Origin of the sequence: Nonomuraea sp. NPDC050328, assembly GCF_044459405.1 — a bacterium.
GTDB lineage: Bacteria > Actinomycetota > Actinomycetes > Streptosporangiales > Streptosporangiaceae > Nonomuraea.
The window spans coordinates 280320-294190 of sequence record NZ_JBITIW010000005.1 but is presented as its reverse complement, the minus strand read 5'-3'; the positions used below and the strand labels follow the sequence as shown (position 1 = coordinate 294190).

The following is a 13871-nucleotide window of genomic DNA, read 5'->3' as shown; positions in this document are numbered from 1 at the left end:
CTAGTGTCGGTTCCGTGATGGACTTCGAACTGGACGAGGATCAGCAGCTCTTCCGCCGGACGCTGCGCGAGTTCGTGGACAAGGAGATCGTCCCGGTCGCCTCCGAGTGGGAGCGGTCCGGGCGCTACCCGGCCGAGATCGTCGAGCGCTTCAAGGAACTGGGCCTGTTCGGGATGACCGTCCCGGCCGAGTACGGCGGTCTCGACCTCGACCGGGTCTCCTTCGCCCTGGTCTTCGAGGAGATCGCCCGCGGCTGGATGGGCGTGGCGGGCGTCCTCGGCTCCCACTCGCTGGCCGCCTGGATGATCGCCACCCACGGTACGGCCGAGCAGAAGGAGCGCTACCTGCCCGACCTGGCCACCGGCGCCCGCCGCACCGGCATCGCGCTCACCGAGCCGGCCGCCGGCACCGACCTGCAGGGCATCCAGACGCGTGCCGTACCGGACGGGGACCACTACGTGGTCAACGGCACCAAGACGTGGATCACCAACGCCCGGCACGCCGACCCGATGCCGGTGCTGGTGAAGACCTCGGCCGAGACCCCGGCGCACAAGGGCATGTCGATCCTGCTCGTCGAGGCCGGCACCCCGGGCTACGTGGTCAGCCGCGACCTGCCCAAGCTCGGCTACAAGGGCACCGAGACCTGCGAGATCTCGCTCCAGGACGTGCGGGTGCCGCGCTCGCAGCTGCTCGGCGGCGTCGAGGGCCGCGGCATGCAGCAGGCGCTGTCCGCGCTGGAACTGGGCCGGGTCAACATCGCCGCCCGGGCCGTCGGGGTCGCCCAGTGCGCCTTCGACGCCGCCCTGGCCTACGCCCGCGAGCGGCACGCCTTCGGCCGGCCCATCGGCGACTTCCAGGCGATCCAGCTCAAGCTGGCCGACATGGCGACCGAGATCCAGGCGGCCCGGCTGATGACCTACTGGGCGGCCCAGCGCAGCTCGAAGGGCGCGGTCAACGCCGAGGCGGCGATGGCCAAGTACTTCGCCTCGGAGGTGGCGCTCAAGATCACGATGGAGGCCATGCGGGTGCACGGCGGCTACGGCTACTCGCAGGAGTTCGTGGTCGAGCGGCTCTACCGGGACGCGCCGCTGATGGCGATCGGCGAGGGCACCAACGACGTCCAGCGGATGGTCATCGCGCGGGAGTTGCTGAAGGGAGCGGTTAAGGTCGGCTGGTGAGCTGTCTGTTCTGTGAGATCGTCGCGGGCGAGCGCCCGGCGTTCGTGGTGCGGTCGGACGAGGTCGCGGTGGCCTTCCTGGACGTGCGGCCGGTGTTCAAGGGCCACCTGCTGGTGGTGCCCCGGCCGCACGTCGAGACGCTGACCGACCTCGACCCGGCGCGGGTCGGGCCGTTCTTCGAGCGGGTGCGGGAGCTGGCCGGCGCGGTCGAGCACGGACTGGAGGCGGCCGGCACCTTCGTCGCCATGAACAACCGGGTCAGCCAGAGCGTGCCGCACCTGCACGTCCACATCGTGCCGCGCAACCGCAAGGACGGCCTGCGCGGCTTCTTCTGGCCGCGCACCAAGTACGACTCCGACGCCGAGGCCGAGTCCTACGCCGAGCGCATCCGCCAGGGCGGCTGAGTGGAGCCCGTCGTCGTCGCCCTGCTGCTCGCCCTGCTCATCGGCGTCCCGGGGCTGGTGCTGTGGCGGGTGCTGCGCGGCCGGCGCGAGCTGGGGGCCGGGCCGGGCGAGCGCGCCACCTTCGAGACGCTGCACACCGCCTCGCTGGCCGCGCCGCCGCTGCGGGCCGGGCTCACCCACGAGGGCGCGCTCAAGGCCTCCCGCCACCTGCGCGAGCTGCTCGGCTCCCCGGCGGTCGCGCTCACCGACCGGGAGCGGCTGCTGGTCTGGGACGGCGAGGGCGAGCACCACGCCGCCGAGGCCTTCGCGCACGCCGAGCAGACCCTGAAGGACGGCCGCATCCAGGTGCTGGCGCTCGACTGCGACCTGCTGGAGTGCCCGGTCCGGCATGTGGTCGTGGTGCCGCTCAGCACCGACGACCGGGTGGTCGGCACGCTGGCCGCCTACGGCCCGCACGCCTCGGCCGGGCTGGTGCGCGCCGCCGAGGAGGTGGCCCGCTGGGTCGACTCCCAGCTGGAGCTGGCCGAGCTCGACCGCTCCCGCACGCTGCTGATGGAGGCCGAGGTCCGGGCGCTGCGCGCGCAGATCTCCCCGCACTTCATCTACAACTCGCTGACCACCATCGCCAGCTTCGTCCGCACCGACCCCGAGCGGGCGCGCGAGCTGCTGCTGGAGTTCGCCGACTTCACCCGCTACAGCTTCCGCCGGCACGGCGACTTCACCACCCTGGCCGAGGAGCTGCGCTCGATCGACCGCTACCTGATCCTGGAACGCGCCCGGTTCGGCGACCAGCTCCAGGTCACGCTGCGCATCGCCCCCGAGGTGCTGCCGGTCGCGGTGCCCTTCCTGTGCCTGCAGCCGCTGGTGGAGAACGCCGTCCGGCACGGCCTGGAGAGCAAGAACGGCGTCGGCCGGATCACGATCATCGCCGAGGACGCCGGCGCCGAGTGCGGCATCAGCGTCGAGGACGACGGCATCGGCATGGATCCCGAGCGCCTGCGCCGCATCCTGGCCGGCGAGCCCGGCGAGGGGGTCGGCCTGGCCAACGTGGACGAGCGGCTGCGGCAGGTCTACGGCGACGAGTACGGCCTGGTCGTGGAGACCAACCGGGGCGCCGGCACCAAGGTCAGCGTGCGCCTGCCGAAGTACCACCCGGGTGTCTCCGCGCGCTGAGCTGTGACTCGGCCGTGACGGCCTTGACGTTTCCCGGCGGTTTCATCACTGTCATGGCAATGGCGAGCGGTCTGCGTGTCCTGGCGGTCGACGACGAGCTTCCCGCGCTGGAAGACCTGTCGTACCTGCTGCGTGCCGATCCGCGCATCGAGGAAGTGGTCACCGCCCGGGACGGCGCCGCCGCGTTGCGGCTGCTCGACCGGGCCATCGCCGAGGGCCGGCCGATCGAGGCGGTCTTCCTCGACATCCGGATGCGCGGGCTCGACGGCGTCGTGCTCGGCCGGCTGCTGGCGCAGTTCGCCAACCCGCCGCGGGTGGTGTTCGTGACCGCCTACGAGGAGCACGCCGTCGACGCCTTCGAGATCAAGGCCGAGGACTACCTGCTCAAGCCGGTCCGGCCGGAGCGGCTGCGCGAGGCGATCCGGCGGGTGTGCGTCTCGGCCGAGGTGCCCGCCGACCCGGCCGACGCCGACACCATCCCGGTCGAGCTTGGCGGGGTGGTGCGCTTCGTCTCCAGCGCCGACGTGCTCTACGTCGAGGCCCAGGGCGACTACGCCCGGCTGCACACCGCCGCCGGCAGCCACCTGGTGCGCATCCCGCTGGCCACGCTGGAGGAGCGCTGGGCCGCCTCCGGCTTCGTCCGCGTGCACCGCAGCCACCTGGTGGCCGTCAAGCACATCGAGGAGCTGCACCTCGACTCCGGCCGCTGCACCATCCGGGTGGGCGACACCGAGCTGCCGGTCAGCCGCCGCCACACCCGCGAGCTACGCGACCTGCTGGTCAGGAGGGCCCGCCGATGAACCGGCCCGAGCACCGACGGGTGAGCGTCACCAGCCCGCGCACCGCCGCCGCCCGCCGCCGCCGCTTCCCGGCCACCCGCGAGATCGACGAGCAGACCCGCGTCGGCGAGCTCTACATGCGCTCGCTGCTGCGCACCCAGTTCCGCCTGGCCATGTTCGTCTGCACGCTGCTGGCCTGCGTCGTCGGCGGCCTGCCGCTGCTGTTCCTGCTGCTGCCCGAGCTGCGGGAGCTGCGCCTGCTGGGCATCCCGCTGCCGTGGCTGCTGCTGGCCGGCCTCATCTACCCCGCGCTGGTCGGCGGGGCGTGGCTCTACGTACGGCAGGCCGAACGCAACGAGCGGCACTTCGCCGACCTGGTCGAGCGCCGGTGAACCTGGCCGCGGTCGTCATCGTGGCGCTGGCCGCGGTGCTCATCGGCGCCTTCGGCCTGCGCCTGTCGAGGACGACCTCCGACTTCTACGTCGCCTCCCGTACGGTCACCCCGCTCTGGAACGCCTCGGCGATCGGCGGCGAGTACCTGTCCGGCGCCTCCTTCCTGGGCATCGCCGGCCTGATCCTGACCCACGGCGCGGACATGTTGTGGCTCCCGGTGGGCTGGACCGGCGGCTACCTCGTGCTGCTGGTACTGGTCTCGGCCCCGCTGCGCCGCTCGGGCGCCTACACGCTGCCCGACTTCGCCGAGTCGCGCCTGGAGTCGATGGCCGTCCGGCGCACTGCCAGCGTGCTGGTGGTGCTGATCGGCTGGCTCTACCTGATGCCGCAGTTCCAGAGCGCCGGGCTGGTGCTGCAGACCATCACCAACGCGCCGGTCTGGGTGGGCGGGCTGGTCGTGGCTCTGGTGGTGGCGGTCAACGTGCTGTCCGGCGGGATGCGCTCGATCACCTTCGTGCAGGCCTTCCAGTACTGGCTCAAGCTGACCGCGCTGGCGGTGCCGGTGCTGTTCCTGCTGCTGGCCTGGCGGCAGGACGGGGCGCCCGAGCTGCACGACCCGGCCTGGACGCAGCCGCTGACCGGGGACGGGGAGTACGGGCTGTACTCGACCTACTCGCTGATCCTGGCCACCTTCCTGGGCACGATGGGGCTGCCGCACGTGCTGGTGCGCTTCTACACCAATCCGGACGGGCGGGCGGCTCGCCGTACCACGCTGGTGGTGCTGAGCCTGCTGGGCGCCTTCTACCTGATGCCGGGGATCTACGGCTGGCTCGGCCGGCTGTACGCGCCGGGGCTGGAGCCGCCGGACACGGTCGTGCTGACGCTGCCCTCGCTGATGGTCGGCGGCACGGCCGGGGACCTGCTGACCGCGCTGGTCACCGGCGGGGCGTTCGCCGCGTTCCTGTCCACCTCCTCGGGGCTGACCGTCTCGGTGGCCGGGGTGATCGCCCAGGACCTGCTCAAGGGCGGCGTGCGGGCCTTCCGGGTGGCCACGCTGCTCGCGGTCGCGGTGCCGCTCGGGCTGGCGCTGCAGGCGCGGGCGCTGTCCATCGCGGACGTGGTCGGCCTGGCCTTCGCGGTGGCCGCCTCCAGCTTCTGCCCGCTGCTCGTGCTGGGCATCTGGTGGCGGCGGCTGACCTCGGCCGGGGCGCTGGCCGGGCTGTTCGTGGGCGGCGGGCTGGCCTGCGCCGCCGTACTGGCGCAGATCACCGGGGGACCGTACGGCGGGCTGGTGGGCGCGCTGGTCAGCCAGCCCGCCGCCTGGACGGTGCCGATCGCCTTCCTGGTCATGGTGGTCGTCTCGCTGCTCACCCCAGGGCGCATCCCGAAGGGCGTGGCCAGGACCATGGTGCGGCTGCACACGCCGGAGAACCTGGCGCTCGACCGGGGCGACTGGCGGCCCCGGGATTGAGGGCTGCTCACACTCTGTGGCCGCCCGTTGGTCGCTCAAATCCGACCATTTATCGCAACCCATGACCAACTAACCGTCTTTTGGGTGCGGCTCGGCGAAGAACGCGACTCCGCCCCTCCCCGGAGGGTAGTTTGCGCTCTTACCTTGTGCGTGATCTGCATCACATAAAGCGGGAGGATTCGTGAAAACCCCGGAACACGACACGTCGGTCTATGAACGGGTCCAGGGAAGCGAGGAGTTCCAGGAGCTGAAGCGCCGCTTCCGCAGCTGGACCTTCCCGATGACGGTGGCCTTCCTGGTCTGGTACCTGCTCTACGTGGTGCTCTCCGGCTGGGCGCGCGACTTCATGGCGATCGACCTCCTCGGCGAGATCAACGTGGGCATCGTGCTCGGCCTGCTCCAGTTCGTCTCGACCTTCCTCATCGCCTGGGCCTACTCCCGGCACGCCGAGAAGAAGCTGGACCCGGTTGCCGACAAGATCCGCCACGAGGTCGAGGAGAAGGTCAAGTGAGCTCCCACACCCTGGCGGCGGTGCTGTTCCTGGCCTTCGTCGCCCTGACGCTGGTCATCACCTTCTGGGCCAGCCGCAACACCAAGACCGCCGCCGACTACTACGCCGGCGGGCGCTCCTTCAGCGGCTTCCAGAACGGCCTGGCCATCGGCGGCGACTACATGTCGGCCGCCTCCTTCCTGGGCATCGCCGGCATGATCGCGCTGTCCGGCTACGACGGCTTCCTGTACTCCATCGGCTTCCTGGTCGCCTGGCTGGTCGCGCTGCTGCTCGTCGCCGAGCTGATGCGCAACTCCGGCAAGTTCACCATGGCCGACGTGCTGGCCTTCCGGATGAGCCCCCGGCCGGTCCGCACCGCCGCGGGCGTGTCCACCATCACGGTCAGCATCTTCTACCTGGTCGCCCAGATGGTCGGCGCGGGCGCCCTGGTCGGCCTGCTGCTGGGCATCACCGACGCCACCCAGAAGATCTGGGTCATCATCGGCGTCGGCGTGCTGATGATCGTCTACGTGGTCTTCGGCGGCATGAAGGGCACCACCTGGGTCCAGATCGTCAAGGCCGTGCTGCTCATGGGCGGCGCCGGCCTGATCACCGTGCTGGTGCTGGCCAAGTACAACTTCAACCTGTCCACCCTGATCACCGAGGCCTCGGCGGCCACCGGCAAGGGCGACGCCTTCTCCGTGCCCGGCCTGAAGTACGGCACCGACGCCCAGGGCATCATGGGCAAGATCGACCTGATCAGCCTCGGCCTGGCCCTCGTCCTCGGCACGGCCGGCCTGCCGCACATCCTGATCCGCTTCTACACCGTGCCCACGGCCAAGGACGCCCGCAAGTCGGTGCTGTGGGGCATCGGCATCATCGGCGTCTTCTACCTGTTCACCCTGGTCCTGGGCTTCGGCGCGGCGGCCCTGGTGAAGATCCCGGCCTCCGACACCGGCGGCAACACCGCCGCCCCGTCACTGGCCGAGGCGATCGGCGGCGACTTCTTCGGCGAGGTCGGCGGCACCATCCTGCTCGCGCTGATCGGCGCGGTCGCCTTCGCCACCATCCTGGCGGTGGTCGCGGGGCTCACCCTCGCCTCCTCCTCCAGCTTCGCCCACGACCTGTACGCGCACGTCTTCAAGCGCGGCAACACCACCGAGCGCGAAGAGGTCATGGTCGCCCGGGTGTCGGCCTTCGTGATCGGCGCCGTCGCCATCGCCCTCGGCATCCTGGCGCAGGGCCAGAACGTCGCCTTCCTGGTGGCGCTCGCCTTCGCGGTGGCCGCCTCCGGCAACCTGCCCGCGATCCTGTACAGCCTGTTCTGGAAGCGGTTCAACACCGCGGGCGCGGTCTCGGCCATCTACGGCGGCCTGATCTCCTGCCTGATCATGGTGATCTTCTCGCCGGTCGTCTCCGGCTCCAAGACCGCCCTGTTCCCCGGCGCCGACTGGCACCTGTGGAACCTGTCCAACCCGGGCATCATCTCGATCCCGCTCGGCTTCTTCTTCGGCTGGCTCGGCACCCGGCTCAGCAAGGAGTACAACGCCGCCAAGTGGGCCGAGATGGAGGTGCGCTCGCTCACCGGCGTCGGCATGGAGAAGGCCACGCCGCACTGATCAGCGGCTGCTGCGGCCCGGCCGGTTGTCCGGCCGGGCCGTACCCGTGCCGGGGCTCAGCGGGAGGCGCGGTCGAGCAGGTCGAGCTCGTCGTCGGCCAGCTCCAGCGTCGCGGCGGCCAGCAGCGGGCGGAGCTGCTCGACCGTACGGGCGCTGGCGATCGGCGCCACCACGGTGGGCTGGGCGGCCACCCAGGCCACCGCCACGCTCGCCGGCTCGACGCCGCGGCCGGCCGCGACCTTGGTCAGCGCCTCCAGCACCCGAGGCCCGCGCTCGGTCGAGAGGTACTCGGCCGCCTTCCCGGCCCGCGGGCTGTCCACCGCGACCCCGGGCGCGTACTTGCCGGTCAGGAACCCCCGGGCCAGCCCGAAGTACGGCACGCTGGCCAGCCCGGCGTCGGCCACCACGTCACGCAGCGCGCCCTCGTAGCCGCGCTCCACCAGGTTGTACTCCTGCTGCAACGCCACGTACGGCGTCAGCCCCTCGGTCCGTGCCGTCTCCAGCGCCTCGGCCAGCCGCTCCGCGCTGTAGTTGGAGGCCCCCAGGTGCCGGACCTTGCCCTCGCGCACCAGCTCGTCGAAGGCGCCCAGCGTCTCGGCGAGCGGGGTGTCCCGGTCGTCGCGGTGCGCCCAGTACAGGTCGAGGTAGTCGGTGCGCAGCCGGCGCAGCGACGCCTCCACCGCGGTCCTGATCGTGGCCGGGGCCAGGCCCTCGAGCCCGCCGAGCATGCCGACCTTGGTGGCCAGCACGATCGACTCGCGGTTGCCGCGCGAGGCCAGCCACTCGCCGATGATCAGCTCGGACGTGGACTCGCCGGTCGCCCAGGAGGGGTAGACGTCGGCGGTGTCGAGGAAGTTGCCCCCGGCGGCCACGTAGGCGTCGAGGATCTCGAAGGCCGTGTCCCGGTCGGCGGTCCAGCCGAAGACGTTGGTGCCGAGCGAGACGGGGAAGACCGACAGACCGGTGGCGGCGATGAGGTTCATGGCAGCACCCTATGCACCCGCATGGACCTCATCGCCGGGGGGTGGTCAGTGCTGGGAGGCTCCGAGGTCCAGATCGCGGGGCGTGAGGAACCAGATCACCACCGCGGCGACCAGGATGATGGCCCCGCCGTACAGGCTGGTCTGGGTGAGGGAGTCGGTGAAGGCCCGCTTGGCCTGCTCGGCGAGGGCGGCCGAGCCGCTCTCGCGGGCCACCGCCAGCGCTCCGCCGAGCGACTCGCGCACCACGGCCGGGCTGCCCGGGGGCAGTTCGCCGCGGTAGAGGGTGGCGGCGAGGCTGCCCAGGACGGCGACGCCCAGGGTGCCACCGACCTCGTAGCTGGTCTCCTCGATGGCGGCGGCGCTGCCCGACTTGGCGGCGGGCGTGCCGGACATGATGACCGCCGAGGCGATGGCCAGCGAGCCCATGCCGGCGCCGATGAGCAGCAGCGAGCCGGCCACGGTCAGGTAGGTCAGCGGCGCGGCCCACAGCAGCGCGAAGCCGCCCGCGGCGATCACCAGGCCGCCGGAGAGCACCGTGCGCGCCCCGATGCGCGCGGCGATGGCCGGGGCCAGCGGCGACAGGATGCCCGCGCCGACCGCCATCGGCAGCAGCCGGACGCCGGTCTCCAGCGGCGAGTAGCCCTGGACGAGCTGCATCCACTGCGCCATCAGCAACATCATCGCGGCCATCGCCACCGAGGTGGTCAGCGCGGCGATGACGCCGGAGGAGAAGGCGCCGTTGCGGAAGAGCCGGATCTCCAGCAGCGGGTCGGACCGGTGCAGGCAGCGCCGGACGAACCAGGCCAGCGTCACCACCGCCAGCACGAGCGAGCCCACGGTCAGCGGGTCGACCCCGTCTTTGGCCAGGTGCTTGATCGCGTAGACCAGGGCGACCATGCCCACGATCGACAGCAGCGTGCCGAGGGCGTCCCAGCGGCCGGGGTCCGGGTTGCGCGACTCCGGCAGCAGGATCAGCCCGGCCAGCACCGCGATCGCCATCACGGGCACGTTGACCAGGAAGGCGGCGTGCCAGGTGAAGGCCTCCAGCAGCACGCCGCCGACGATCGGCCCGAGCGCGCCGCCGAGCGCGGCCATGGCCGCCCAGATGCCGAGCGCCGTGGCACGTTCCCGCGCGTCAGTGAACAGGTTACGGATCATCGACAGGGTGGACGGCATGATCATCGCACCGCCGACGCCGAGCAGGGCCCGCACCGCGATCACCTCGGCCGGGCTGTCGGCCCACAGCGCCGCGACCGAGGCCAGCCCGAACACCGCGAAGCCGGTGATGAGCATGCGCTTGCGCCCCCACCGGTCGCCCAGCGCGCTCACCGTGACCAGCAGGCCGGCCACGACCAGCGAGTAGATGTCGACCATCCAGAGCAGCTCGATCGCGCCCGGCTTGAGATCGGCCGAGATGTCGGGCAGCGCGACGTTGAGGATGGTCATGTCCATCACGACCAGCAGCAGGCTGGCCGAGAGCACCGCCAGGGCCGCCCAGCGCCGCGCGTGCGGCGGAGCGGTGGTCTCAGTCTTCATGGATCCCCCGGAGAAAGGTTTCGAGCAGGAGGCGGGGCACGTCCCGCCGGGCGACGTCGCCACGCCGCAGGCTTTCGCGCACGGTGACCAGCAGGCCGAAGAAGACGTTGCTGATCCAGCGCGCGGACATGTCGGAGCGCAGCACACCGGCCCGCTGGCAGGCCTCGATGAGCACCACCTCGCGCTCCTCGAGCTCGTGGGCCCGGCGCACCAGGCCGTCGTCGACCTCCATCAGGTGCTCGGTGAGCGCGAAGCCGTGCTCCTCGGCGACCTCGATGTGCTGGGTGATCAGCCGGTGGAGCGCCTGCTCCAGCGTGGCCCGGTCGGTGGCGCCGAGCGCCTCTTCCAGGCCGGCCTCGGCCTGGGCGCGTTCCCAGGCGGCGTGCGCCCGCCAGCCGAGCGCGATGATCAGGTCTTCACGGGTGGCGAAGTGCCGGTGCAGGGTGGCGCGGCTGATGCCCGCGGCCTGCGCGATCTGGCCCATGGAGGCGGCCGGCGACCCGTTGAGATGGCGGATCGCCGCAGTGATGATCTGTTCCTTGCTGACGGCCATCTGATGCGACACATCCGTATAATTTGCGACAGTACTGTCTCAGTATATACGGCGGCCTTCCGCGCGGTTATCGTCGGGGGATGGCAATCGGGGACGCTCGCACGCGCATCCTCGACGCGGCCGAGGAGCTCTTCGCGGGCAGCGGGTACGAGGCGACGCCGACCTCGGTGATCGCCGAACAGGCGCGGGTGCCGAAGGGCCTGGTCTTCCACTACTTCCCGAAGAAGATCGACGTCCTGGTGGCCCTGGTCGACGAGCGCACGCTGGTGGAGGAGGGCCGCGACGTGGACGCGGTGCCCGGCGATCCGGCCGGCACGCTGTCCAGGCTGGCCCACCGGCTGCCGCTGCGCGCCTCACCGGCGATGCGGCGCATCCTGTTCCGCGAGGCCGACACGCACGTGTCGGCCAAGGAGCGCATCGGCCGGCTCAACGGCGAGCTGATCCGGCGGGCCCGTTTCGCGCTGGAGCTGGCGCTGCCCACCGCCCGAGGCGGTGCGGCCCGGCTGGAGGCGGCCGCGGCCACCTTCGCCGCGGTGCTGCTCTACCAGGAGACGCTGACCCAGCTAACCGGGCACCCCATCGACCTCGACGCGGTGGCGGAACTCATCGCCGGCGGCCTCCTCTAGCGTCACGAGTTCCTTCATCGCGCTGTGCAGGTGACCCAGCAGCCCCTCCGGCTCGGGCACTCGGGTCGGACAGGAGACCAGCCCGAAGTCGAGCATGCCGTCGTAGGAGAAGCAGGTGATGTTGACCCCGCCGCCCAGGTCGGTCAGCACCGAGATCGGGAAGTACGACAGCACCCGCGCCCCGCACAGGTAGAGCGGGAACTGCGGCCCCGGCACGTTGCTGATCAGGATGTTGATCGGCGGGCAGGCCGAGGCGGCCAGCCGGGAGAGCGGCGCGGTGGCCACCCGGCCCAGCGCCGTCGGCAGCAGCCCGCACAGCTCGGCCAGCCAGTTGCCCTGCGCCATCGCCAGCCGCCGCTTGGCCGTGCCCGTGGCCTCCCGCACCGCGGCCAGCCGCTCGCGCGGCTCGGCCACGTCGGTGGCCAGCGGTACGGCCAGCATCGCGAGCTGGTTGCCCGCCCGGTCGAGCCCCCCGGCGGTACGGCAGGCGACCGGCACGGCGGCCACCAGCGGCTGCTCCGGCAGCGCCTCGCGCTCCTTCAGCCACGAGCGCAGCGCCCCCGCGCACACCGCCATGACCACGTCGTTGACCGTCACCCCGAAGCCCTTGGCGACCTGCTTGACCTCCTTGAGCGGGATCGAGCCGAAGGCCAGCCGCCGCCCCGCGGTGATCGGCCCGTTGAACGGGGTGCGGGGCGCGGCCAGCGGCGGCAGCTCGGGCCGCGGCCGGTCGTCGCCGAGCAGCCGCCGGGCGGCTCCGGCCAGTCGGGCGGCGCCCGGCAGGGCCGACAGCAGGGGGATGGCGTCCAGCTCGCTCGCGGCCACCGCCAGCGAGCGCGCGGTGTTCGCCGGCTGGGCCAGCGCCCCGGTCAGCGCGGCGGTGATCAGCTCGACCGGGTGCGGGCCCTCGGCCCGCCGTCCGGGTGCGGGACGGTCGACGGCGCGCGGCTCGGGGCCGAGGTCGAGGAGGGCGGCGAGGGTCTCGGCGCCGGAGACGCCGTCGATGGCGGCGTGGTGCACCTTGGTGTAGAGCGCCACCCGCCCGCCGGACAGGCCCTTGACCAGGTGCATCTCCCACAGCGGGCGGTCGCGGTCGAGGTGGCGCTCGTGCAGCCGGGCCAGCAGCTCGGCCAGGCGCAGCTCGTCGCCCGGCGCGGGCAGCGTGTGCTCGGCCAGGTGGTGGGACAGGTCGAAGTCGGGATCGGGGGCCCAGTGGGGCCGGTCGAGACCGTACGGCAGGCCGGTCAACCGCTGACTCAGCGCGGGGGACAGGTGCAGGCGCTCGGTGAGGAGCGCCGCCAGGGAGTCCACGGTGACCGCGCCGCCCTCCAGGATCGCGACCCCGGCCACGTGCGCGGCGGTGGTCGGCGACTCGAAGTGGAGAAACTGGGCGTCGAGCGCGGTCAGCTGAGGCATCGCCTCTTCCTCTCGTCGGTGTCGTTCCATCGTGCCCGCGAAGCGTTTCCGCGGCGTTTCCCGCGAGAGTCTTTCAGACGCGTGCGAGTGCTTTACCGGAAGCCGCAGGTCAGCGAAGTGGTGATAAATGCCTATCTGTGAGTCACCCAAACCGGGTGTTGAACAACGGCGTCGAAGTGATATCCGGACGGCTGCCATTCGGCGGCCAGTGGCTGCCCGGCGCCGCTCTCGTCGCGCGCGCGGGCCAGCAGGACGTGCCGGCCGGGGTGCTCGGGACGCCAGGTCACGTGCCACGGCAGCCAGGCTCCGGCCAGGTGGCGGCCCCGGTGCTCGGCCGGCCGCCAGCTCGCGCCGCCGTCCAGGCTGACCTCCACGGCGACGATGCGGCCCGTGCCCGACCACGACCGGCCGCTCAGCAGATGCGGGCGGCCGGCGGCGAATGTCGCGTCCGGGTCCACGGCGAAGGCGCTTTTCACCGGCATGGTGGTGACGTCGCGATAGAAAAGCGTGTTCCACGGAGTGAACAGCGGCCGGGGGGATACTTCGAGCTCGCCGAGCCATTTGATGGACGCGATTCCCGCCCATCCCGGGACGATCAGCCGCGCCGGGAACCCGTGGTCGGGCGGCAGTGGCCGGCCGTTCATCTCGTAGGCGATCAGCACGTCGTCGAGCGCCTTGGCCAGCGGCAGCGGGCGGCGGACGTGGCCGTGCTCCTCGAAGGGCTCGTCCAGGCCGGTGGCCAGCACCTCGCGCGCGTCGGGACGCAGTCCGGCCCGTTCGAGGACGTGCCTCAGCGGCACGCCCCGCCAGCGGGCGACCCCGATCGCGCCCAGGCCCCACTGGGTGCCGGGGGCGGGGCGGCCCTGCTGCGTGCCGTAGAAGCGGCGGCCGTTGCCCGCGCACTCCACGGCGGCGTCGATCGTGCGCGCGGGCATGGCCAGGAGCTGGCCGTAGGTCAGGTCGAGCGCGCCGGCCAGGCCGTCGCCGTGCACGCGCAGCCGCCAGGTGGAGGGCTCGATGAGCGGGGTGGCGGTGTGGTTGCGGACGAAGAAGCGGTCGACGGGCGTGTGGTAGCCCTGTCCCGCCATCGCCGCCCAGCGCATCTCCGCGCCCGTCTCCCGCTCGGTGAAGAGCTCCGGGGGGAGTGGCTTGACGATCTTGGGGATGGTCGACGTCGGAGGCCTCATGCTTCTCCTAATTCCCTACCGGCAAACCATCTAATCAAAGCGTGATAGCGACGATAGGGAAAA

At 71.9% G+C, this 13871-nt stretch carries 14 protein-coding genes; 9 read left to right on the top strand and 5 right to left on the bottom strand.

From position 1 onward, the window contains the following. Positions 1–17 precede the first annotated feature (17 nt). From ACIBG7_RS21090 to ACIBG7_RS21055, 8 genes are all read left to right on the top strand, one after another. Positions 18–1178 (top strand): acyl-CoA dehydrogenase family protein, encoded by a 1161-nt coding sequence (locus ACIBG7_RS21090; RefSeq protein WP_397337491.1) that lies wholly within the window; start codon positions 18–20, stop codon positions 1176–1178. Then, positions 1175–1582 (top strand): HIT family protein, encoded by a 408-nt coding sequence (locus tag ACIBG7_RS21085; protein ID WP_397337304.1) that lies wholly within the window; start codon positions 1175–1177, stop codon positions 1580–1582. The genes ACIBG7_RS21090 and ACIBG7_RS21085 overlap by 4 nt, the downstream gene beginning before the upstream one ends. Continuing rightward, positions 1583–2755, top strand: coding sequence for a histidine kinase (locus tag ACIBG7_RS21080; RefSeq protein WP_357928324.1), 1173 nt, complete (start codon positions 1583–1585; stop codon positions 2753–2755). Between the two features lie 53 nt (positions 2756–2808). After that, positions 2809–3555, top strand: coding sequence for a LytTR family DNA-binding domain-containing protein (locus ACIBG7_RS21075; RefSeq protein WP_357928321.1), 747 nt, complete (start codon positions 2809–2811; stop codon positions 3553–3555). Then, the gene (locus ACIBG7_RS21070; protein ID WP_357928319.1) at positions 3552–3926 is read left to right on the top strand and encodes a hypothetical protein; all 375 of its coding nucleotides are present in this window, start codon (positions 3552–3554) and stop codon (positions 3924–3926) included. Before ACIBG7_RS21075 ends, ACIBG7_RS21070 begins: the two co-directional genes overlap by 4 nt. After that, the gene (locus tag ACIBG7_RS21065) at positions 3923–5398 is read left to right on the top strand and encodes a cation acetate symporter (RefSeq protein WP_397337303.1); all 1476 of its coding nucleotides are present in this window, start codon (positions 3923–3925) and stop codon (positions 5396–5398) included. The genes ACIBG7_RS21070 and ACIBG7_RS21065 overlap by 4 nt, the downstream gene beginning before the upstream one ends. Before the next feature lie 181 nt (positions 5399–5579). Beyond that, complete coding sequence (locus ACIBG7_RS21060; protein WP_357928314.1) at positions 5580–5909, top strand: DUF485 domain-containing protein; 330 nt, start codon at positions 5580–5582, stop codon at positions 5907–5909. After that, positions 5906–7507: a cation acetate symporter gene (locus ACIBG7_RS21055; RefSeq protein WP_357928311.1), complete on the top strand. Its 1602-nt coding sequence runs from the start codon at positions 5906–5908 to the stop codon at positions 7505–7507. The genes ACIBG7_RS21060 and ACIBG7_RS21055 overlap by 4 nt, the downstream gene beginning before the upstream one ends. A 56-nt stretch (positions 7508–7563) precedes the next feature. Here ACIBG7_RS21055 and ACIBG7_RS21050 read toward each other — a convergent pair whose 3' ends face one another. The 3 genes from ACIBG7_RS21050 to ACIBG7_RS21040 are packed head-to-tail and all read right to left on the bottom strand — an operon-like array spanning position 7564 to position 10591. Continuing rightward, complete coding sequence (locus ACIBG7_RS21050; protein ID WP_357928308.1) at positions 7564–8490, bottom strand: aldo/keto reductase; 927 nt, start codon at positions 8488–8490, stop codon at positions 7564–7566. Positions 8491–8535: 45 nt separating this feature from the next. Then, the gene (locus ACIBG7_RS21045) at positions 8536–10026 is read right to left on the bottom strand and encodes an MFS transporter (protein WP_397337302.1); all 1491 of its coding nucleotides are present in this window, start codon (positions 10024–10026) and stop codon (positions 8536–8538) included. After that, the gene (locus ACIBG7_RS21040) at positions 10016–10591 is read right to left on the bottom strand and encodes a TetR/AcrR family transcriptional regulator (protein WP_397337301.1); all 576 of its coding nucleotides are present in this window, start codon (positions 10589–10591) and stop codon (positions 10016–10018) included. The genes ACIBG7_RS21045 and ACIBG7_RS21040 overlap by 11 nt, the downstream gene beginning before the upstream one ends. Before the next feature lie 68 nt (positions 10592–10659). On the opposite strand from ACIBG7_RS21040, the gene ACIBG7_RS21035 reads away from it, so the two are divergent. Further along, positions 10660–11205: a helix-turn-helix domain-containing protein gene (locus ACIBG7_RS21035; protein WP_357928299.1), complete on the top strand. Its 546-nt coding sequence runs from the start codon at positions 10660–10662 to the stop codon at positions 11203–11205. On the opposite strand, the gene ACIBG7_RS21030 is transcribed toward ACIBG7_RS21035, so the two are convergent. Together ACIBG7_RS21030 and ACIBG7_RS21025 are read right to left on the bottom strand one after the other, a co-directional pair. Beyond that, positions 11143–12621 (bottom strand): wax ester/triacylglycerol synthase family O-acyltransferase, encoded by a 1479-nt coding sequence (locus ACIBG7_RS21030; protein ID WP_397337300.1) that lies wholly within the window; start codon positions 12619–12621, stop codon positions 11143–11145. The genes ACIBG7_RS21035 and ACIBG7_RS21030 overlap by 63 nt on opposite strands. A gap of 131 nt (positions 12622–12752) precedes the next feature. Beyond that, positions 12753–13808 carry a sulfite oxidase gene (locus ACIBG7_RS21025; RefSeq protein WP_357928293.1) on the bottom strand — a complete coding sequence of 352 codons (1056 nt, stop codon included), beginning with the start codon at positions 13806–13808 and terminating at the stop codon, positions 12753–12755. Positions 13809–13871 lie beyond the last annotated feature (63 nt).